Annotated in this window: 18 protein-coding genes; 8 read left to right on the top strand and 10 right to left on the bottom strand. The window is 70.1% G+C overall.

Going from position 1 to position 19,174, the window contains the following annotated elements; genetic code table 11:
• The first annotated feature begins 23 nt into the window (after nucleotides 1-23).
• The 5 genes from GF068_RS27030 to GF068_RS27010 all read left to right on the top strand — a co-directional run bounded on the left by GF068_RS27030 (nucleotide 24) and on the right by GF068_RS27010 (nucleotide 3,274).
• Entirely contained in the window at nucleotides 24-716 is a 693-nt protein-coding gene (locus GF068_RS27030; RefSeq protein ID WP_153822360.1) for a hypothetical protein, read from the top strand.
• A 255-nt stretch (nucleotides 717-971) separates the two neighbouring features.
• A complete protein-coding gene (locus GF068_RS27025) occupies nucleotides 972-1,205 on the top strand; it encodes a hypothetical protein (RefSeq protein WP_153822359.1) in 234 nt (77 codons plus the stop codon).
• A complete protein-coding gene (locus tag GF068_RS27020; RefSeq protein ID WP_153822358.1) occupies nucleotides 1,202-2,197 on the top strand; it encodes a nucleotide-binding protein in 996 nt (331 codons plus the stop codon). The genes GF068_RS27025 and GF068_RS27020 overlap by 4 nt, the downstream gene beginning before the upstream one ends.
• 2 nt (nucleotides 2,198-2,199) lie before the next feature.
• On the top strand, nucleotides 2,200-2,583 hold the full coding sequence (locus tag GF068_RS27015; RefSeq protein ID WP_153822357.1) for a hypothetical protein: 384 nt from the start codon (nucleotides 2,200-2,202) through the stop codon (nucleotides 2,581-2,583).
• A gap of 160 nt (nucleotides 2,584-2,743) precedes the next feature.
• Nucleotides 2,744-3,274, top strand: coding sequence for a hypothetical protein (locus GF068_RS27010; RefSeq protein ID WP_153822356.1), 531 nt, complete (start codon nucleotides 2,744-2,746; stop codon nucleotides 3,272-3,274).
• A 21-nt stretch (nucleotides 3,275-3,295) separates the two neighbouring features.
• Here GF068_RS27010 and GF068_RS27005 read toward each other — a convergent pair whose 3' ends face one another.
• The 4 genes from GF068_RS27005 to GF068_RS26990 all read right to left on the bottom strand — a co-directional run bounded on the left by GF068_RS27005 (nucleotide 3,296) and on the right by GF068_RS26990 (nucleotide 9,656).
• The gene (locus tag GF068_RS27005) at nucleotides 3,296-6,448 is read right to left on the bottom strand and encodes an FAD-dependent oxidoreductase (protein WP_153822355.1); all 3,153 of its coding nucleotides are present in this window, start codon (nucleotides 6,446-6,448) and stop codon (nucleotides 3,296-3,298) included.
• 103 nt (nucleotides 6,449-6,551) lie between these two features.
• Nucleotides 6,552-7,439 carry a 5'-3' exonuclease gene (locus tag GF068_RS27000; RefSeq protein ID WP_153822354.1) on the bottom strand — a complete coding sequence of 296 codons (888 nt, stop codon included), beginning with the start codon at nucleotides 7,437-7,439 and terminating at the stop codon, nucleotides 6,552-6,554.
• 8 nt (nucleotides 7,440-7,447) lie between these two features.
• On the bottom strand, nucleotides 7,448-8,827 hold the full coding sequence (gene hflX, locus GF068_RS26995; RefSeq protein WP_153822353.1) for a GTPase HflX: 1,380 nt from the start codon (nucleotides 8,825-8,827) through the stop codon (nucleotides 7,448-7,450).
• Between the two features lie 40 nt (nucleotides 8,828-8,867).
• The gene (locus GF068_RS26990) at nucleotides 8,868-9,656 is read right to left on the bottom strand and encodes a M90 family metallopeptidase (protein ID WP_240807467.1); all 789 of its coding nucleotides are present in this window, start codon (nucleotides 9,654-9,656) and stop codon (nucleotides 8,868-8,870) included.
• A 105-nt stretch (nucleotides 9,657-9,761) separates the two neighbouring features.
• Between GF068_RS26990 and GF068_RS26985 the strand changes: the two genes are divergently transcribed.
• Complete coding sequence (locus tag GF068_RS26985; protein WP_153822352.1) at nucleotides 9,762-10,526, top strand: hypothetical protein; 765 nt, start codon at nucleotides 9,762-9,764, stop codon at nucleotides 10,524-10,526.
• A gap of 30 nt (nucleotides 10,527-10,556) precedes the next feature.
• Here the strand turns inward: GF068_RS26985 and GF068_RS26980 are convergent, their stop codons facing one another.
• The gene (locus GF068_RS26980; protein ID WP_153822351.1) at nucleotides 10,557-11,063 is read right to left on the bottom strand and encodes a cupin domain-containing protein; all 507 of its coding nucleotides are present in this window, start codon (nucleotides 11,061-11,063) and stop codon (nucleotides 10,557-10,559) included.
• A 46-nt stretch (nucleotides 11,064-11,109) separates the two neighbouring features.
• The gene (locus tag GF068_RS26975) at nucleotides 11,110-12,219 is read right to left on the bottom strand and encodes an SMP-30/gluconolactonase/LRE family protein (protein ID WP_153822350.1); all 1,110 of its coding nucleotides are present in this window, start codon (nucleotides 12,217-12,219) and stop codon (nucleotides 11,110-11,112) included.
• A gap of 457 nt (nucleotides 12,220-12,676) precedes the next feature.
• On the opposite strand from GF068_RS26975, the gene GF068_RS26970 reads away from it, so the two are divergent.
• Nucleotides 12,677-13,210, top strand: coding sequence for a methylated-DNA--[protein]-cysteine S-methyltransferase (locus tag GF068_RS26970; RefSeq protein ID WP_153822349.1), 534 nt, complete (start codon nucleotides 12,677-12,679; stop codon nucleotides 13,208-13,210).
• Nucleotides 13,211-13,221: 11 nt separating this feature from the next.
• Here the strand turns inward: GF068_RS26970 and GF068_RS26965 are convergent, their stop codons facing one another.
• The gene (locus tag GF068_RS26965) at nucleotides 13,222-13,776 is read right to left on the bottom strand and encodes a hypothetical protein (protein WP_153822348.1); all 555 of its coding nucleotides are present in this window, start codon (nucleotides 13,774-13,776) and stop codon (nucleotides 13,222-13,224) included.
• 133 nt (nucleotides 13,777-13,909) lie between these two features.
• Complete coding sequence (locus GF068_RS26960; RefSeq protein WP_153822347.1) at nucleotides 13,910-15,043, bottom strand: citrate synthase; 1,134 nt, start codon at nucleotides 15,041-15,043, stop codon at nucleotides 13,910-13,912.
• Between the two features lie 34 nt (nucleotides 15,044-15,077).
• Between GF068_RS26960 and GF068_RS26955 the strand changes: the two genes are divergently transcribed.
• Entirely contained in the window at nucleotides 15,078-16,364 is a 1,287-nt protein-coding gene (locus tag GF068_RS26955) for a citrate/2-methylcitrate synthase (protein WP_170319696.1), read from the top strand.
• Here the strand turns inward: GF068_RS26955 and GF068_RS26950 are convergent.
• Both GF068_RS26950 and GF068_RS26945 read right to left on the bottom strand, forming a co-directional pair.
• Nucleotides 16,359-17,048 (bottom strand): dienelactone hydrolase family protein, encoded by a 690-nt coding sequence (locus GF068_RS26950; RefSeq protein WP_206079564.1) that lies wholly within the window; start codon nucleotides 17,046-17,048, stop codon nucleotides 16,359-16,361. The two genes, GF068_RS26955 and GF068_RS26950, sit on opposite strands and share 6 nt — an antisense overlap.
• Nucleotides 17,049-17,187: 139 nt before the next feature.
• Complete coding sequence (locus tag GF068_RS26945; RefSeq protein WP_153822345.1) at nucleotides 17,188-19,134, bottom strand: potassium transporter Kup; 1,947 nt, start codon at nucleotides 19,132-19,134, stop codon at nucleotides 17,188-17,190.
• Between the last annotated feature and the right edge of the window lie 40 nt (nucleotides 19,135-19,174).

Below are 19,174 nucleotides of genomic sequence, written 5' to 3'. Positions count from 1 at the left end.
AGAGCTGGCCGACACTGCGCGCCATGGCGGACACGCACATCGACCAATACGAGACCATCGCTTATGGCGGGTTCGCGGTCTCGCAGATCCTGGCGCTCGTGGTCGGGCTGGATCCGGAGCTCGATCCGATGATCAAGGTCGCCGCGACGCGCCTCGCGAGCGAGACCGACGCGATGAAGGCCGCGCTCGAAAAGGCGGGCGCGATCGAGATCGTGACCTACGAATCAAAGGCGGACGTCGTCGCCGCGGGGCGCACCCTCCTGCGGCGGCTCGTGCGGTACGCCGAATCCCGCCCGAACGGCGACGCCATCGCGAACGACATCCTCCAGGGCGAGACCCTGACCACCATCCTGCGGCGGCGCCCCGTCAAGCTCGCCGCGGCGCTCAATCACGCGAGTACGGCCGTCGAGAAATACAAGGCGAGCCTGCCCGAGCACGCGACCTGGTCGGCCGACCTGCTCGTGGTGCGCGACGCCCTGTCCTCGCTGAACGAAGGCGTGCGGCGCGCGCGTATCGACCGGCACCAGATGACGCCGGAGGTCGCCAGCGCCCGCGCCTCCTGGTTGCGCCGCTACACGGCCACGAAGTCGATCATCGAGGGCGTGCTGCGCCCGCTCGACAGAGTCTCGATGATGCCCGAGATCTTCGACGACCTCGCCGAGCAACAACGCACGAAGCCCGTGATCGTCGACGAGCCCACGCAGCCCTCGCCCTGAAGAGCCGTTGCAAGGCCCCGCCAGGGCAGCCGAGTTGCCCCCGAGCGAAGTCGCATGACGCCGCCTGGGCGGCCAGGAAGCGCTGTGTAAAGTCGCACGGCGCCAGCTGGGCAGCCAAGTCACCGCTGTGCGAAGTCGCATGACGCCGCCTGGGCAGCCAGGGAGCGCTATGTAAAGTTGCACGGCGCCACCTGGGCAGCCGAGTCGCCGCTGTGCGAAGTGGCAGGATGCCGCCTTGGGTGCCCAGGTGGGCCTATGCAAGAGGGGCGAGGGGGCCCCAGGGCGCCGTGTGGCGACGCGTACGTGGCGCAGCTCGGCCGCTGGATCGACGTCATCCTCGCGGCCTGCCGTGCGCATCAGGTGCAGGTCGTCGACGCGGTGCGCGCTCGCACCGTGCTCCTGGGACTTGCGCAGCGCTCCCCCTTCCTGGATGATCCGCGCATGCGCGAGGTGCTCGGCTTCTTTGGCCTCGAGAAGGAGAGCACGTGACGGATCGCTCGATCCGCCTGCACGTCTTCTGCTCCGTCAAGGGCGGCGTCGGCAAGTCGACCCTGGCCACCGTCTGCGCCAAGCTGCTCTGCGGTCTGGGCCGCGTCCCCTTGCTCATCGACTGCGATCTGCTGGGAACGTCCCTCGCGGACGGTCTGGAGCTGCGCGCGCCAGACGTCACGCTCCAGACGGATGGCTCTCTCGACCTGGACGCGTTGCCGACGGGAAGGTTCTTCTCCGTCAACGAAACGAGAGCGCTGCGAGCGGCACGGCGCACGGCGATGCAGACAGAAGAGCGCTGGAGGTACTTCCCTCATCCACCGCCCTTCGTGAACGACGTACTCAACCACGCATTCGGTTACGAGCACGCCGCGCGAGTGGATGCCTTGGTGTGGAAGCACCAGCGTGAGGATGGTGTCTTGTACCTGCCCTCTTCGTCGACCTACGACGACGTGGTCGAGAGCGCAGCGTGGTTTTACGGCGAGGAGTTCGACTGGGCTCGCGCGCTCCTTCGGACCCTGGGAGCACTGCCCTCCCAGATTCCATCGTTGACCGACGTCGTCCTGGATCTACCGACTGGCGTCTGGGGATTTCCTCACGAAGTCCTGGATCTCGTCTCGATGTTGCTCGAACCGACGAAGAAGCTGCCCAACGACTACCCATCCATGGGCGGCGTACGCTGGGAGCCGAATCCCTTCCTGGTCACAAGCTGTGATACCAACGATCTCGTGCCCGCGCTCGAGTACATCGCCCGCCACCACGATATCGTTCCGAACTTGAAGCCCGTCGTCAACCGCCGGGTTCGAGCGCCAAACGCCGTGCGAGCGCTCGCTCGCAGTCGACTCGGATCGATCTCGAGCCTTGCGGGCATCGAGGAGACAATTGCTTTCGTCGATCATGTCCCCACGCTCGCCAACGTATTCTGGGAGGGCGATGTCGACATGGCCCACGTTCCGCACGACCTCGTCGAAACGTTGAGACTCGGGAGGTGACCATGGGTCTGGCTGCGCAAAAACTCGAGAAGCGGCGAGGGAAGAGCATTCACCGAGCGACCTGGCATCGTAAACAGCCACAGGTCGGAAAAGCTCTCCCCTCGCTCGATGAGCTGGAACGACAGATCAACGCCATGCATGACGAAGTCGCAGCGCTCTTGCATGAGCGGAACGCGCGCCCGAAGGACGCGGAGGTAAAGGCAAAACTCGAGGCTGCCATCGCACGGCGACGTCAGCTCCAGATCGAATATGCGGATCGGAGCGAGACGGAATGCAGTCCAGAGCATGCAGCAACCGCCTACGAAGACTCGGAGCTCGTTCAGCGAGCCATGAAGCTCGTCGAATACTATGAAGGTACTCCCGCCGACGACACAACCACCGACTAGACCTTTCGAGCGGGCTCACGCTCCGAAGAAGGCCGATTGGCAGGGCGGGTATCGAGCATACGTGCCTTGTCTTCGCTGGGATTTCGGTTTCACGTGCGCGCTATGTCTACTGCACGAGGGTGATCTCACGGAGCGCGGTGTCGAGGAAACGCCGCACCAGATGACCGTCGAGCACTGCACTCCGCAAAGCGTGGACCGGAATCTCGCAAACGTGTACGAGAACCTTCTCTACGCCTGTTGGTTCTGCAACAGGGCGCGCTCCAACACGCCCCTTCACGACGAACACGGTACTCCGCTCCTCGACCCGACAGTCGACGCATGGGCTGACCACTTCGAGGTGGTCGGTGACAGGCTCGTGCCGAGGACCGAAAGGGGCACGTACGCGGAAATCGTCTACGACATCAACGACGAGCGCAAGGTCCGGAAACGAAAAGCGCGCCGGCAATTCATTCATTCTCACCTGGAGAGGCGAATCACCCTCATACGCCTCGCAAATCGACTCGAGCGTTCCGACGACGACAGGGCTCGAACAGAAGCGGAGATATTGAAGAGGGCCGTCAGAGATCTCGAAGAGCGTATGAGGCGTTATCTCGGTGTTCCAGAGCAGGTAACCGCCGAATATCGCTGCCGCTGCGCGACACAGCTTCGGGACCTTCCGCATCAACTCGAACGACAACTCGTCGAGCTCTGACCGCCTCCGATACGAGTCGGGTCAGTAGTAGTAGACCTGCACCACGTGCAACGCGACCAGCACCGGCAGCGGCCAGAACGCCCAGAGGTGCGCGCGTGACGTGGAGAGGCGCCTGTCGCGCGCCTTCATCGGGCTCCAGCGGTTCGAGATCGCCGTGACCACGCCGGCCACCGCGCCGAGCACGCAGACCAGAAGGAAATCGACCGACAGGATGAGGTTGAACTTGTGGCCGAGCCGAAGGCCCGTGTGCGCCACGAGCGCGAGCAACGTCGAGGCCCCGATCACCCCGTGGATCGCACGGAACACGGGCACGTCGAGCCACGTGAACCGCCGCCAGCGCTTGCGCAGCGAGAGCACCAGGCTGAGCACGCAGAGCCCCAGGAGCACGTAGCCCGAGATCTGCTTCAGCGTGTCGTCCGTGAGCAGACGAGCAGGGCCGAGCCGGCCCGCCATCGTCGCAGGCACCGGGATCGGCCGCGCCGCGACCGCCACCACCGAGAGGAGGAACGCGCCCATCGAAGCGACGAGGAGAGGCCGGAGCCCCGACTCGGGCGGCGGCGGTCCCTTGATGCGCGGCAGGATGATGTCTGGCAGGGACGGGCGCCCCTCGGGCGGGAGCAAACCATGCCGCTTCGGCGGCACCCAGCTCCGCCGCGCCTGCACGTAGCCGTAGTCGTAGTCGCCCTCGTCGAGCGCCTTGAACGCGGCCTCCGCCTCCTCCTCGTACGCGTCGTCGTCCTCGTCCGCGCCCTCGACGTCGTCAGAGCTCGTGGACTCGTCCAGGAACGTCGGCAAGGGAGGCAGCGGCGTGATCTGCAGGTCCATGGCCTCGCGCGCCGGCTCCTCGGAGAGCAACGCCGGCGAACGATCGGACGAGAGGCCCACCTCGGCCTCGTCCTCGGGTAACGCCGGGGGCGCGAGCGCGCGGATCGCCGCCTCGAGCTCGGCCTGCGTGGGCACAGGCGGGCGCGACGAGGGGCGCGGCTTGAGGCTGCCAGGCGGGCGCGAGGACGGCGGGCGACGGCTGCTGATCGGCGCCGCGTCCGTCTCGCGCATGATGGCCTCGGGGGCAAAGGCGGCCGGCGCCTCGGCGCTGAAATCCGCGAGCCCGGCCGTGAGGTCGATCTGCGTGAGCGTCTTGCGCCGCGCGCGCCCGCCGGTCGACGGCGGCAAGCTGCCCGGCATCACGATGTTCATCAGCGTCGAGGAGCGCGAGACACCCGGCAACGTCGAGCGGCGCTGCGAGGCCGGCGCGGGGGTCATCGAGCGGCGCGACGTGGGCGCTCGCTCCCGCAAGGTCGGGCGCTCGCCCATACGCACCGAGGAGACGGGCACCGCCACGGGGACCTGCGCGTTCTCGTCGACGCCGAGCAGCTCCGCGATGAGCGGCTTGCACGAGCCGCAGACCGTGCCCGCGCCCGTCTTGCTGCAGAGCGCCTGCATCGTCCCGCAGCCCTCGACGATCGCCAGGCTGAGCGCGCCACGCGTGACGCGCATGCAGCCGCAGACGACCGCGTCGTCGGCCCACTCGGTGATGCTCTTCGACTCCTCCTTCGCGAAGAGGTTGCCCGTCGAGCGGAAGCGCCGCATGTCGAAGAACGACATCGGCACGGGCGCGACGAGCGCGTCGCGGATGCGATCGAGGTTCTCCCAGTCGCCCACGGTGACCGCGCCGATGAGCTTGCCCTGGCGCGTGACGAGCTTGCGATAGACGCCGCCGGTCGTGTACCGGAGCGCCGACGAGAGCGGCTTCGTGTCGCCGTCGTACTCGCCGAGCGCCGCGACCGTGACCCCGAGCAGCTTCAGCTTCGCGGACTGATCGGCGCCCTTGAACTCCGCGTCCTCGCCGAGCAGGTTCGCGACCAGCACGTCGACCATCTGGTAACCCGGCGCGACGAGGCCATACGTCATGCCGTTGTGGCAGGCGCACTCGCCGATCGCGAAGATCTGCTCGTCCGAGGTCTGGAGCCGATCGTCGACGAGGATCCCCCCGTTCGCCGCGCAGTTCAGGCCCGCGGCCTTCGCGATCTCGCCACGCGGGCGGATGCCGGTGGAGACGATGATCATGTCGACGGCGAGGATCGTGCCGTCGTCGAAGAGCATCACGAGGCGCTCTTCCTCGTCCTCGAACGCCTCCTCTTCTTCCTCGACCTCGTCCTCGGACGACGCGAGGTCCTCTTCCTCCGGCTCTTGCTCGGGCTCCTCCGGCGTCTCCTCGTCGACGTCGCCGCGCGGCTGGGTGAAGCGGTAGGGGCCGGCGTTGCCGGGGGCGAGCTCGCCGGGCGAGAGCGCCATGAGGGCCTGCCTCGCTTGTCTCTTCGCCTGCCGCTCCGCCTCCCTCGCCTGCCGCCACGCCGCCTTCGAGGCCGCCTTTTCGGCCCTCTTCTTCGAGGCGAAGTGCTCCTTCGCCGAGAGCACGGCCTTGATCTTCTTGCCGACCTGGACCTTGACGCCGAGCTCCTCGATCTTCTCCTTGAGCGCCGCGGCGCCCTGCGCGTCGAGCTGCCGCGGCATCAAGCCCGGCGCGACCTCGATGACCTGGACCTCGATCGGGTGCAGCCGCCGGCCGAGGTCGTAGATCGCCTTCGCCGCCTCGAGGCCGAGCAAGCCGCCGCCGATCACGGCGACGCGCAGCGAGCCCTCGACGTGTGACTCGATGTTGTAGACGTCGTCGAAGGTCCGGTAGACGTAGACGCCCGGGCGGATGTGCTTGGTGCCGTCGTCGGTCTCGACGCGGATGCCCTCGATGGGCGGCACGAAGGGCTCGGAGCCCGTGGCGAAGACGAGGCGGTTGTAGGGGACGCGGCGGCCCGAGTACGACTGGACGTAGCTGCGCTCGCGGTCGACGTAGACGACCGGGTCGTCGAGGAAGAGGTCGATGCCGTGGGACTCGTACCAGTCCTCCTCCGCGAGGATCAGGCTCTCGCCGTCGCGCCCGCCGAAGATGTCGGTGAGGTGGACGCGGTCGTAGGCGGGGAAGCGCTCCTCGCCGAAGACGACGATGCGGATCGATTGGTTGACGCCGTTCTCGACGAGCTTCTGGCAGAGCCGATAGCTCACCATCCCGTTGCCGATGATGACGAGCGTCTGCCTGTCATCGCCGGCAAGAGACTCGGGCCCATCGGGGAACTCCCCAGCGCCACCGTCGTACGTGCCCCCCAGTCCGGACTCCACCGGCCCCGGTTCTACACCAGCAGCGGGGCGGCGGGCATCTTCTCGACGGCTCGGCCAGGACGGCACGCAAAATTCGAGCGGCCTCCGTCACGGCCCCCACGGTTCAAGGCGCCCAGCGTGTCACGCGTTTGACGAGGTCAGGCAAACCGAGCGCGTCGCAGAGCGCCCGGAGCTCGGGCCGCGCCCCGCGGTAGGCGAGGTCGTCGAAGCCCTCGGTCAAGGGCACGTCGGTCCGGAGGGTGGCGAGCTGCTTGAAGAGGCGCGCGTCGTCGGCCCGCGCGGCGAGCGTCGCGGCGAGCTTGTCGGCGCCACGCACCTTGATGCCCCACGCGGAAGCCTCGCGCGGGATACGCTCGATCGAGCCAAACACGGAGAGCACGGACGAGGCCGACTTCTCCCCCCAGCCCGGCAAGCCCGGATATCCATCGGCCGAGTCCCCCACGAGGGCGAGGAAATCCGGGATCGAGGCGGGTTTGACGCCGAACTTCCGGGTCACGCCGTCCTCGTCGAGCAGGGTGTTGTCGTTTTTCCGGTCGAGCATGACGATACGCGTGCCGTCGACACACTGCGCGAGGTCCTTGTCCACCGAGGCGATCAAGACCTGGCCCGCGTCTTCCGAGAAGCGGGCCGCCGCGGCGGCGATCGCGTCGTCGGCCTCGAATTCGATCATGGGCCAGACGACGAGCCCGAGCGCGCGCATGGCGTCCTCGGCGAGGGCGAACTGCGAGGTGAGCTCCTCCGGCAGGCCGTCGCCGGTCTTGTAGCCGGCGTAGAGGTCGTTGCGGAAGGAGGTCACGACGTGATCGGTCGCGCAAGCGAGGTGCGTGGCGTCCCGCGTGAGGACCATCAACGTCGAGAGCAAGCCGCGGACGGCGCCGACCTCGCGGCCGTCGGGGGCCTTGCGGGAGGGCTGCGCGAAGTAGGCGCGGAAGAGCTCGTAGGTGGCGTCGACGAGGTGGAGGCGCGGGCGGGCGGGATCGGCTTGGCGCATGGCTCGCGTCATCGCGTGATCAAGCTCTGGAGCCGCGCGAGCGCGGCGGGCTCGGCGCGGAGCACGAGGTGCGCGCCGGCCTCGTCGTAGGTCTCGGAGAGGACCTTCGCGTGCTCGTAGACCTCGCTGACGAGGGCCTGCTTCGTGTACGGCACGACGAGCTCGCCGGGGACCATGAGCGCGTCGAAGAAGTCGACGAGGACGAGCCGAAGGCGCGCGACGTCCGCGGGATCCTTGGCCGAGAGCAGGATCGCCTCGGGGAACTCGCGCGAGAGGATCAGCCGCTCCTCGTCGGAGATCCGATCGATCTTGTTCAGCACGAGCTTGTAGGGCACGCCCTCCGCGCCGATCTCCGCGAGCGTCGAGCGGGTCACGTCGAGCTGGCTGCGGAAGGTCGGGTCCGAGGCGTCGGCCACGTAGAGCAGGAGCGAGGCCTCGAGCGCCTCGTCGAGCGTGGAGCGGAAGGAGGCCACGAGGTCGTGCGGCAGCTTCTTGATGAAGCCGACGGTGTCGGACACGAGGATCCGCGGCTTCACCTCGGGGTGCAGCGCGCGCACCGTGGTGTCGAGCGTCGCGAAGAGCTTGTCCATCACGTAGACGTCGCTGCCCGTGAGCGCGCGCATGAGCGAGGACTTGCCCGCGTTCGTGTAACCCACGAGCGCGACGCGGCGGGCGTTCTGGCGCAGCGCGCGCCGCGTGGCCTGCTCGCGCTGGATGCCGTCGATCTCCTTGCGCAGCTCGGCGATCCGATCACGGATCTTGCGCCGGTCGAGCTCGAGCTGGCTCTCGCCCGCGCCGCGGCCGCGTTGCCTGTCGCCGCCGGCGCTCGACTCGCGCATGCGGGGCGCGACGTAGTTGAGGCGCGCGATCTCGACCTCGAGCCGCGCCTCGCGGCTGCGCGCGTGGCGGTGGAAGATCTCGATGATCACGCCGCTGCGATCGAGGACCTCGAGGCCCGTGCACTTCTCCAGGTTGCGGAGCTGGCTCGGCGTGAGGTCGTGATCGACGACGACGAGCGTGGGGGGTTTCGTCGCGACGACGGAGCCGGCGTCGTCGTCCGCGTCGTCCTCGCCTTCGACGCTCTCGGGCGCCTCGTCGTGCTCGTCCGCGTCGTCGTCGCGCTTCGTGCCCGGCTTCCTGAAGCGCATGCCCGCGGGGCCGGGCCCGCCGGTGATCTCGGCGAGGGCGCGGAGCTTCCCTTCCCCGAGCACGGCGCCCTTCGAGACGTGCGAGCGGCGCTGCGACACCGTCGCGACGATGTCGTAGCCGAGCGTGTTCACGAGCCTGCCGAGCTCGGCCATGTCGGCCTCGTGATCCACGTCGGCGACGGTGGAGAGCTGGACCGCGACGAGCACGGCGGCGGGGCGATCGGTGGCGGTTCTGGACATAGAGGATGGTCGAAACGAGGTCGGTCGAGGGAGCGCCGTCCTAGCACGACAACTCGGCCGGGTCCTGCTGGTAGAAGTCGCGCATCTGCTCGTAGAGCGCGGGATGTCGGGCCCGCAGGGCGCGCGGCCGCTCGAAGAAGGCTTCGGTCACGACAGCGAAGAACTCGGCCGGGTTCTTCGCGCCGTAGCTGTCGATGACGGTCCGGTCTCCCGAGGCGAGGTCCCGCAAGAGCCCGTCGTACGCCGCGCCGAGGACACGCGCCCAGGGCCCGTAGGCCGCGCGTTTCGGCAGCACGGGCGCGCCGTCGGCCGCGCCGTCCTCGGTGTCGAGCTGGTGGGCGAACTCGTGCAGGACGACGTTGTGGCCGTCGCGGACGTCGGCCGCGCCGCGCAGCACCGCGTCCCAGGCCAGCACGACCACGCCGCGCCCCCACGACTCGCCGAGCCGCGTCTCGCCGTCCTCGACGACGATGCCGCCCTCGATCGTCCGCGGGCGGCGGTCGACGTAGGTGCTCGGATACACGAGGACGACCTCGAGATCCGGGTAGACGTCGCTCGCGCGGTTGAGGAGCAGGATGCAGGCCTGGGCCGCGATCGTGACGCGAATTTCGTCGTCGACGTCGAGCCCGCCGCAGCCCTCGAAGCGCTTCTCGTCGAGGAAAATCAACACGAGGCCGCGGAGCTCGTCCTGGTCCTCGGGGGCGAGCCGACCGAAGTAGGGCACGTTCTCCGAGAGGATCCCCTCCCACGCGGGCGGAAAGGGCCGGCCCCGGACGGCTTTGCGCCTTCGCTCCTTGAAGAAGCCGAGCATCGGCGGGGAGCATGCCATGATTCCCGTATCGGAGAGAACCTGAAATGACCCGAGCGGCGATATCGATGCTATGCTGGAGGATCGAGACGTCCGGCGCTCGCCGGCCAGCGCGGAGGAAATCCAATGGCTTATCGCCTCGTGCAGCGTGGAGAGGGAGAGCAGCGTCCGCTCGTCGTTCTTTATCTGGTGGGCGCGCACGTCGACGCGGATCTGCGCGCCGCGCTGGGGCCCGAGCCGAGCATCGTCGCCTACGACGAGGCCGTGGGCGAGCCATTGCCGCAGACCGTGGCCCGCGTCGCGACGACGACGGGCGCGACCGTGGGCGACGTCATCCTCGCGGGTTTCTCCGCGGGTTGTCAGGCCGTGCGCCGCGAGCTCATCGCAGGCCGTGATCCCTCGGGCGTGCTCGCGATCGACGGGACACACGGCGATCTGCCGCCGGCCGACTGGCAGCTCGCGCCGTGGCGGGCGCTCGCCGCGCGCGCGCGGGCAGGCGAGCGGCTCTTCGTGGCGACGTGCACGCAAAACACGTACGTCGAGACGGACCTGCCGAAGCCAAAACGATACAGCGCGACCGTGACCGTGCTGCGGCTCGCGACGGGGCTGTCGCTCGTGCCGAGCGCGGCGCCGGAGGGCGAGCACGAGGGCGCGCTGCACGTCTACAGCCACGAGAGCGCGCGCACGGACGCCGAGGCGCACATCCGGCAACAACGCTTGGTGCTGCCCGACGTCCTGCGGCGCCACGTGCGGCCATGGCTCGCGGCGCGGGCGGGGCTGCGGCCCGAGGAGCAAGCGATGGCGCAAGGCGCGGTCGCCCTCTCGCTCGACCGCCTGGCGCGGGCCGAGCTCTCCGACAAGCGCGAATCCTCGCCGCCGCCGAGCGTCTGAGGCGCCGCCCGAGGACCGGGGCGCCGGTGCTCATTTCTTCGCGTCGACCATGATTCGATCTTTCGGATCGAACCTCGGCGAGAACGTCGACACGACGACGGTCACGCCGGGGCCGTCGTGCACGTAGGAATGCACGGCGCCGCGCGGGATGACCTGCACGTCGCCCGCCTTCACCACGCGCGTCTGCCCCTCCACGGTGAACGTCCCGCTGCCCTCCAGGATCACGACGAGCTCGTCGTGCTCGGCATGGTAATGCGCGGGCACGGCGCCCCGGGTCTGGATCACGTTGACCGTGTGATCGGCATTCTCGAAGAGCGGGACGAGCTTGGTCTTCTCGTCCGGCCCGATCGGGTTTTTCTCGACGACATCGCGTGCGTTGCCCAGGAAAAACTCGCCCCGCCCCCCGCGCGCAGGGGCAGGCGCGGCGGCGGGCGCGGCGGCGCACCGCTCCTGCGTGGGCGCGCAGGCGGACAGGACGAGCAGGGCGGTCGCGACGAAGAGGGCGCTCGAGGTCGTGGGGCGAAGCGGCGCACGCATGGCGCGCCGAGCGTATCAGAAGGTCCTGGGCGTGGTCGAGCGGCCCTCAAGGCACCTTCGGCGGGTGGATTTTCCGGCCCCGATCCCCCACGTCGACCTCGACCACCGCGAAATGGTCGGATAACCCGCTGGCGACGGCCTGGTTCGTCACGAAGACGCCGCCCTTGCCGTCGAAGGCGAGGTGCGCCGGGCCATCGAGGGGGATGTCGTCGTTCGTGGCGGCGGAGAATCGACCGAGCTCGCCGCCGGCCGGGTCCACGACCGCGATCTCGTCCTTGAGGGACAGGGCCACGAAGAGCGCGCCGTCCTCGCCGAGGGCGAGGCCCGAGGGGCCCTCGAAATCCGGGAAGACGGCCACGAGCGCGACGTCGGCCTCCTTCGGCGAAGGGATACGCGGGATCCGATACACGCGGCCCTCCCACGGCGCGTCGGCCGCGTACGAGACCGTCACGTAGACGCTCTTGCCGTCCGGGCTCACGACGATGCCGCGCGCGCCCTGGAGGTCGTAGAAACCGGCGAGCTTCGTGCTCTCGAGCCAGACCTCGGGCGCGCCGCCGCCGGGCGGGATCCGGAAAATGGTGGCCTGGGCCGCGTCGGTCACGTAGGCATTGCCGTCCTTGGCGAACGCGATGTCGCTGGGCATCGGCGGCAATTCTTTGGTGACGAGGGAGCACAGGTCCGAGGGCTCGGCGGGATCGCAGAGCAGGGTGTCGGGGAAGGGCCCGGCATAAACCGACTGGTGCCATTTGCCGTGGCCCTTCTCCGAGAGCCTGAGGAGGCCGAGCTGCGAGCTCAACGCATAAAGACGGCCGCTCGCGTCGACGGTGAGGCCGGTGAGGGCGTGGGGCGCGGCGAGGTCCTCCCCTTGAATGGGGATCGTGCCGCGCGCGGCCCCCGTCTTCGGGTGGAACACCGCGATCTCGGAGGGGACCGCGCCGACGTCGACGCCCCACGCCGGGCCCGCGACGTAGATGCGGTTCTTGCGGAGGACGATGCCATCCGGATACCCCGGCGCCTCGGCGAGGCGCGCCAGGAAGTCGCAATGCGCGGGCGCGGCCGACGGCGCCTCCACCTGGAGGAACATCGCGGCCGCGAGCGCCGCGCCGACGAGAAACCCGAAGCACCTTCCACCCAGCCGAACCCTGGATCGCGTCATGCACGCCCTCCGCTCGAAGCTCGATCGACGCCCACGCGCCGTTTCAAGTTGATCAATGAGTCCAGCACGGACTCACAAGGTGACGAATTCGATCGCGCACGCCATCGGGGAATTCCGGGAATAGCCGGCGTCGCCGTGCCCGATGGTATGCACCCCACAGCAGGAACGAGGCGCGGTAATGCACGCCCCATACCGAGGAGCGGGTGTATCCAGAACGGAGCGCAAAATGAACCCGGGCAGAGAAGAGCTCCCGGGGTGGATCGCCGTGGAGGCGTACACGAGCGCGGGAAGCGGCTGCTCCAGGGGCGCTCCGCCACGCACGTACGCGGCCGTACGGCAATGACGCGGACGGACCAGCGAGCAGGTGGAGCGACTCCCTGGGTTCTCCGGAGACCAGGCGCGCCCGGCGACAAACCGTCGTGGACGTCGAGGTCGGGGTTTGGTAGGAAGCACCATTATGGACGGATTGAGGTTCGCGCCCTTCGATACGCCGCTCGGTCGCGTGGTCGTGGCCTGGAGCGAGCGAGGGCTCTACGCGCTCGCGCTGCCGAGCGAACGGGAAGAGGAGACGATCGCGTGGATCGCCGCGAGCGCGCCCGGAGCGGTGCACGCAGCGCCGCCTCCCTGGGCCGAGGAGGTGATGGACCTCGTGGCGGCGCACCTCGGCGGCGCGCCGCAGGATTTTTCGAAGGTGCCGCTCGATCTCGAGCGCGTGCCGCCGTTTTACCGGGCCGTGTACCTGGCCGCGCGGGACATCCCGCCCGGCCAAACCGTCACGTACGGCGAGCTCGCCGCGCGCCTCGGCCGCCCCCGAGGCGCCGCCCGCGCCGTGGGGCAAGCGCTCGCGAAGAACCCGATCCCCATCGTGGTGCCTTGCCACCGGATCCTGGGCGCAGCCGGCGCAGCCGTCGGGTTCTCCGCGCCAGGTGGGGTGCAGACGAAGGCGCGGCTGCTCGCGCTCGAAGGAGCACGCGTGCCGCGCCTACGTTGAGAGCGCTCCGCTCAGGCCGGGTGCGCCGAGCCGTTCTGCTCGGACACGCCAGGGAGCTCGGACGGCTCGGGGGCCGTCTCCTCGCCGGTCATCGACGAGGGCCCGAGCTCCATGACCGGAGGCGCCGCCGGGGTCGCGTCGCTCGGCTCGGCGGCCGGCTCGGCGCTCGCCGCCGGCTTCACCTTCGCCGGGCGCCCGCGACGCTTCGGCGCGTCGCCGCTGGCCTCCTTGGAAGGCCCGGGCGGCGAGGACGAGACGCCCGCGATCCGCGCGACCGAGTCGACCTTCGACCGGATGTCGGGGTGATCCTCGGCGTAGACCCGCGCGTACGCGAGCGCCTTCGTGGTCTTGCTCGACAGCGTCTCCTCGCTCTCGCGCAGCGCCGCGCGCGCCGCCTCGAGCGCCGCCTCGGCCTTCACCACGGCCTCGGTGTGGGTCCGAACGTCGGTGACCACCTGCTCGAGGATCGCCCGATCGACGCCCGGGAAGCTCACATGCGAGAGCTCGCTCGCGAACAGGTCCATCAGGGCCTGGACCGAGGGAGGAATGGGATCTGCCACGTCCATGGTCTTCTCCGTTTTCCGTTGCAGGGCCGGGGCGCGCGCCCGCACCCTGCGCGATCCGCTCGGGCGGGTCGCTACCCCAGGTCGTGGCCGCTGTCTAGATGTACAGTGGCGGATCGATGACGAGCAGCGTCATTCAGGCCGGGACGGGCCCAACATACCGCGAAGCCGGCCGGATGAGGCGCCCCGCCCGGCGCTGCTCCTGCACGTGCGCCGACCACCCAGCCGCCCGCCCCACGGCGAAGGTGGGCGTGAAGAGCTCACGCGGCAGGCCCACCGCGTCGAGCAGGACGGCCGTGTAGAACTCGACGTTCGCCTTGAGCGGTCGATCCGGGTGGCGCTCGGCGAGCAAGGCCTCGGCCGCGCGCTCCGTGGCCCGCGCGAGCGCGAGGCGCGCCCCCACGCTCCCGCCCCGCTCGAGCTCCCCGAGGGCCCGCTCGAGCACCGCGGCCCGTGGATCCCGCACCCGGTAGATCCGATGCCCCATGCCCATGATGCGCCGGCCCGCCGCGAGCTCGGCCGCGATCCACGCCCCAGCGCGCCCCGGCTCGCCGATGGCGTCGAGCATGTCGAGCACGGGCCCCGGCGCGCCCCCGTGCAGCGGACCCTTGAGCGCGCCCGTCGCCGCCACGATCGCCGAGACGAGATCCGAGCCCGTCGAGGCCACGACCCGCGCCGTGAAGGTCGAGGCGTTCATGCCGTGATCGGCCACGGTCACGAGGTACGCGTCGAGCGCCCGCGCCGCCGCCTCGGGCGCGACCTCGCCGCGCACCATCCGCAGGTAGTCCGCCGCGTGCCCGAGCGACACGTCCGGCGCGATCGGCTGCCCGCCCGCGCGCCGGCGCGCCCACGCCGCCGCGAACGTCGCCACCGCGCCCGTCACGCGGCCGAGCTCGGTCCACGGCGCAGCGCCCTCCGCCCGCCACGCCGCGCGCGCCCCGAAATGCGCCACGCACGCCATGAGCGCCGCGCTTCCATCCTCGGCGACGAGCGCCTCCCCGAGCGCCGGGATCTGCTCGAACGCGAGCGCCCGCCCCTCCGCGAGCGCCTGCCCGATCGCGCGCCGCGTCGCCGCGTCCGGCGCCGCGCCCGTCCAGAGCAGCCCGCAGAGATCCTCGAAGCCCACCCGACCCGCGAGCGCCTCGATGTCGTGCCCCGCCACGACGAGCCGCCCCCGCTCGCCGTCGACCTCGCTGAGCGCCGTGTCCGCCACCACGACCCCATCCAGCCCGCCCGCCTTCGCCGCGCCATTTTGCTTCGCAAGATCCATCGTTTCCTCCGTTGTTGATGGTATCCTTGATGGCGTGAGCAACGTTGATCAACGTGGATTGATCAATCAACCCACTGGATTCGACAATCAACCCGAGAGCCTCCTGTCCGGCCCGGAGGCCGCCGCGCTGCTCGGCGTGAAGCGCGAGACGCTCTACGCGTACACGAGCCGCGGCCTCGTCCGCAGCGTGCCGAGTGATGGCGGAAGGAGCCGCCTCTACGTCCGCGAGGACCTCGAACGGTTGAAGGCCCGGAGCGACGCGCGGCGCGGACACGGCCCGGTCGCCGCCTCCGCCCTGCGCTGGGGCGAGCCCGTCCTCACCTCGACGATCACCACGATCGGCCCCGAAGGCCCGCGCTACCGCGGCCAGGCCGCCACGGCCCTCGCCGCCGCCGGCGCGCCCTTCGAGTCCGTCGCCGAGCTGCTCTGGACCGGCACCTTGCCCCGCGAACGCCCCACCTGGACCGTGCCCGAGGACGCCGCCCTGCCCGTCACACGCCTCGCCGACCTCGTCCCCGACGGCGCCCCGCCCGTCGCGACCCTCGCCCTCGCCGTCCCGGCCCTCGCCGCGCGTGACCCGCTACGCTTCGCCGCCACCGAGGAGGCCGAGCTGCCCCGCGCCCGCGGCTTGATCCGCCGCCTCGCCGCGCTCTCGGCCCTGCCCGCCGGCGCGCGCCGCGCCAAGGCCGCGCTCGCCGAGCCCACGGTAAGCCGCGCCCTGCTCGTCGCCCTCGGCGGACGCAAGACCGAGCGCGCCGAGGCCGCCGTCGAACGAGCCCTCGTGTTGATCGCGGATCACGAGCTCGCCACCTCGACCTTCGCCGTGCGGGTCACCGCCTCGACCGGCGCAGACCTCTACGCCTGCGTGAGCGCCGGCCTCGCCGCCGTCTCCGGCCCCAAGCACGGCGGCGCCTGCGACCGCATCGAGGCCGTGGTCGCCGAGGTCGGGCGCCCGGAGCGAGCCCGCGACGTCGTGGCCGCCCGCGCGCGCCGCGGCGACGCAATCCTCGAGCTCGGTCACCCGTTCTACCCCGAGGGGGATCCCCGCACCCCTCCCCTGCTCGTGGACGCCGCGCGCGTGGGGGCGCCTCGAAAGACCGACGTCGCCGCCCTCTTCGCATTGCTCGACGCGACGAAGGAGGCCGGCTACCCGCCCCCGTCCGTGGACGTCGGCCTCGTCGCGCTTTGCCTCGCCCTCGGCCTGCCGCCGGGCGCGGCCACGACCTTCTTCGCGATCGGCCGCCTCGCCGGCTGGATCGCCCACGCCCTCGAGCAACGGGGCGATCCTACGCTCCTGCGCCCGCGCTCCGTCGCCTCATGATGCCCGGGCCATCCGCCGCTCCCCGGGCGCCATGTGCGCCTCGAACCAGTGGCCCGCGAGATCCGCGACCTGGTCGAGCGCGCCCGGCTCCTCGAAGAGGTGCGTCGCCCGAGGCACGATGACGATCTGCCGCTCGCACCGCAGATCCTCGAACGCCTGCTGGTTCAGGTCGATCACCAGCGTGTCCGCGCCCCCCACGATGAGCAGCGTCGGCGCCTTCACCTGCGGCAGCGCGCCGCCCGCGAGATCCGGCCGCCCGCCGCGCGAGACGACCGCCTTCACCGCCTCGGGGCGCTCCGCCGCCGCCACGAGCGCCGCCGCGGCCCCCGTGCTCGCGCCGAAGATCCCGATCCCGAGCCCCGCCGTCACCGTCTCCCCGCCGAGCCAGTCCACGATCCCCACGACCCGCCGCGCGAGCAGGTCGATGTCGAACCGGACCTCGGCCGTCCGCAGATCGACGGCCTCCTCCTCGACGGTCAAGAGGTCCACGAGCAACGTCGCGAGCCCGCGGGCTTGCAGAATCGAAGCGACATGACGGTTGCGCCGGCTGAACCGGCTCGAGCCGCTCCCGTGCGCGAAGACCACCACGCCCCGCGCGCCCGCCGGGTTCCCGAGATCCCCGTCCAGCATCACGCCGCCTGCCGGCACGCGTACCGGCGTGTTCTCCATTCTTTCGTCGACCATGATCCGCGCCTCCCGATCCCGTATCGGGGCATCGGGCAAGGACCCCGCCGACGCAACGGCTCACGATCGCATCACGGTCTCGACGCGGAGCGCACGCTCGAGCGGCTCGCCCCGCTCGAACGCCGAGGCGTGTTCGGGTTCAGAGATCGATCTGCATTCCGAGCTCCACCACGCGGCCCGGGGGCAGGCCGAAATACGCCGTGGCGGGGCGGGCGTTGCGGGAAATGAAGGCGAAGAGGTCCTTGCGCCATTTCCACATCTTGGAGCGGCCCGTCGGCAAGAGCGTCTCGCGGCCGAGGTAATAACTCGCGCGCCCGAGCTCGATCGAGAGGCCGTGCTCCTCGCAGGCGGCGAGCAGGCTCGGCACGTGCGGCGTCTGCATGAAGCCGTAACGGGCCGTGACCCGGTAAAACCCGTGGCCCTTGTGCTCGACGGAGAGGCGCGCCTCGGGCGGGATCTCGGGGACCCGCTCGTTCATGATGGAGAGGAGCACGACCTGCTCGTGCAGGACCTGGTTGTGCTTGAAATGGTGGAGCAGGACGGGCGGCGTGCCGTTCGGGTTCGAGGCCATGAAGACAGCCGTGCCGCGGACGCGGTGGGGCTTCGTGCGCTCGACGTCCTCGAGGAAGAGCTCGAGCGGCAGCACGCCCTCCTTGAAGGACTCGGCGAGGATCCTGCGGCCCGATTTCCACGTCGTCATGACCGTGAAGAGCACGGCCGCGAGCGCCACGGGGAACCAGCCGCCGTGGAAGAACTTGGCCGCGTTTGCCGTGAAAAACGAGACGTCGATGGCGAGGAAGACGGCGACGGGCGGGAGCGCCTTCCAGAGCGGCCAGCCCCAGCGCTGCGTGACGACCACGAAATAGACCATCGTCGTGATGGTCATCGTCGCCGTGACCGCGATGCCGTACGCCGCCGCGAGCGAGGTCGACGAGCGGAACATGAGGACGAGCGTGATACACGCGACGAGCAGGGCGCGGTTGATCTCGGGGATGTAGATCTGCCCCTCGGTGTCCTTCGAGGTATGCACGATCGTCACGCGCGGGAAGTAGCCGAGCTGAACCGCCTGCTGCGTGAGGGAGAACGCCCCCGAGATGAGCGCCTGCGAGGCGACGATCGTGGCCGCCGTGGCGATCGCGACCGTCGGACCGCGGGCCCAGGAGGGGGCGAGGGCATAAAAGGGGTTCGTCGCGCCCTCGGGGTGCTGGAGCAGATACGCGCCCTGGCCGAAATAATTGAGCAGGAGCGCGGGCCACACGACCACGAACCAGACCCGGCGAATGGGCCCGCGCCCGAAATGGCCCATGTCCGCATAAAGCGCCTCGCAGCCCGTGATGCAGAGGACCACCGCGCCGAGCAAGAGGAAGCCGTGGCTCTTGTGTTCCAGGAAAAACCGTACGGCGTTCCGCGGATCCACGGCCGCGAGCACGCTCGGGTTCGCCACGATCCACCGGGCCCCGAGCGCCGCGATGGTCACGAACCAGATCAGCGTGACCGTCCCGAAGACGCTCCCGATGCCCCCGGTGCCGCGCTTTTGCACGAGGAAAAGCGCGACGAGGATGAGCACCGTGAGCGGCACGACGGCGGGCTTCAAGGGCTCGTAAACGATCTCCAGGCCCTCCATGGCCGAGAGCACCGAAATGGCGGGCGTGATGACGCCCTCGCCATAAAGGAGCGACGCCCCGAGCAGCACGAGCAAGACGAGCAGCCCCGTCCCCGGGCCCTTGCGGGTCGGCACGAGCGCGAGCAGCGCCAGGATGCCGCCCGAACCCTGGTTGTCAGCCTTCAGGACGAACGTGAGATACTTCACCGTCACGACCATCAAGAGCGACCAGAAGACGAGCGAGAGGATGCCGAGGATGTTGTCGGGCGTGGGCAGGACCCGATGCGGGCTCGCCGGGCTGAAGCACTCCTTGATCGCGTAGAGCGGGCTCGTTCCGATGTCGCCGAAGACGACGCCGAGGGCGCCGAGGAGCAGGGCCCATCGCGCGCCAGGGCTCGTGGCGCCGTGCGGGGCCGCGGCGTGTGGCGCCGCGCTCGCGGGTGGCGGGGTGGAGGGGAGCGTCCCCGCTTGGTCTTCCGTCATGGCGCGCGGATGCTACCGCATCCCGCCGGAGAGGCGAGGC

The sequence above is a fragment of the Polyangium spumosum genome, from assembly GCF_009649845.1.
In the GTDB taxonomy this organism is placed as follows: Bacteria; Myxococcota_A; Polyangia; order Polyangiales; family Polyangiaceae; genus Polyangium; species Polyangium spumosum.
Note: the sequence above shows the minus strand (reverse complement) of the source record. Positions and strands in the feature narration are given on the sequence as shown.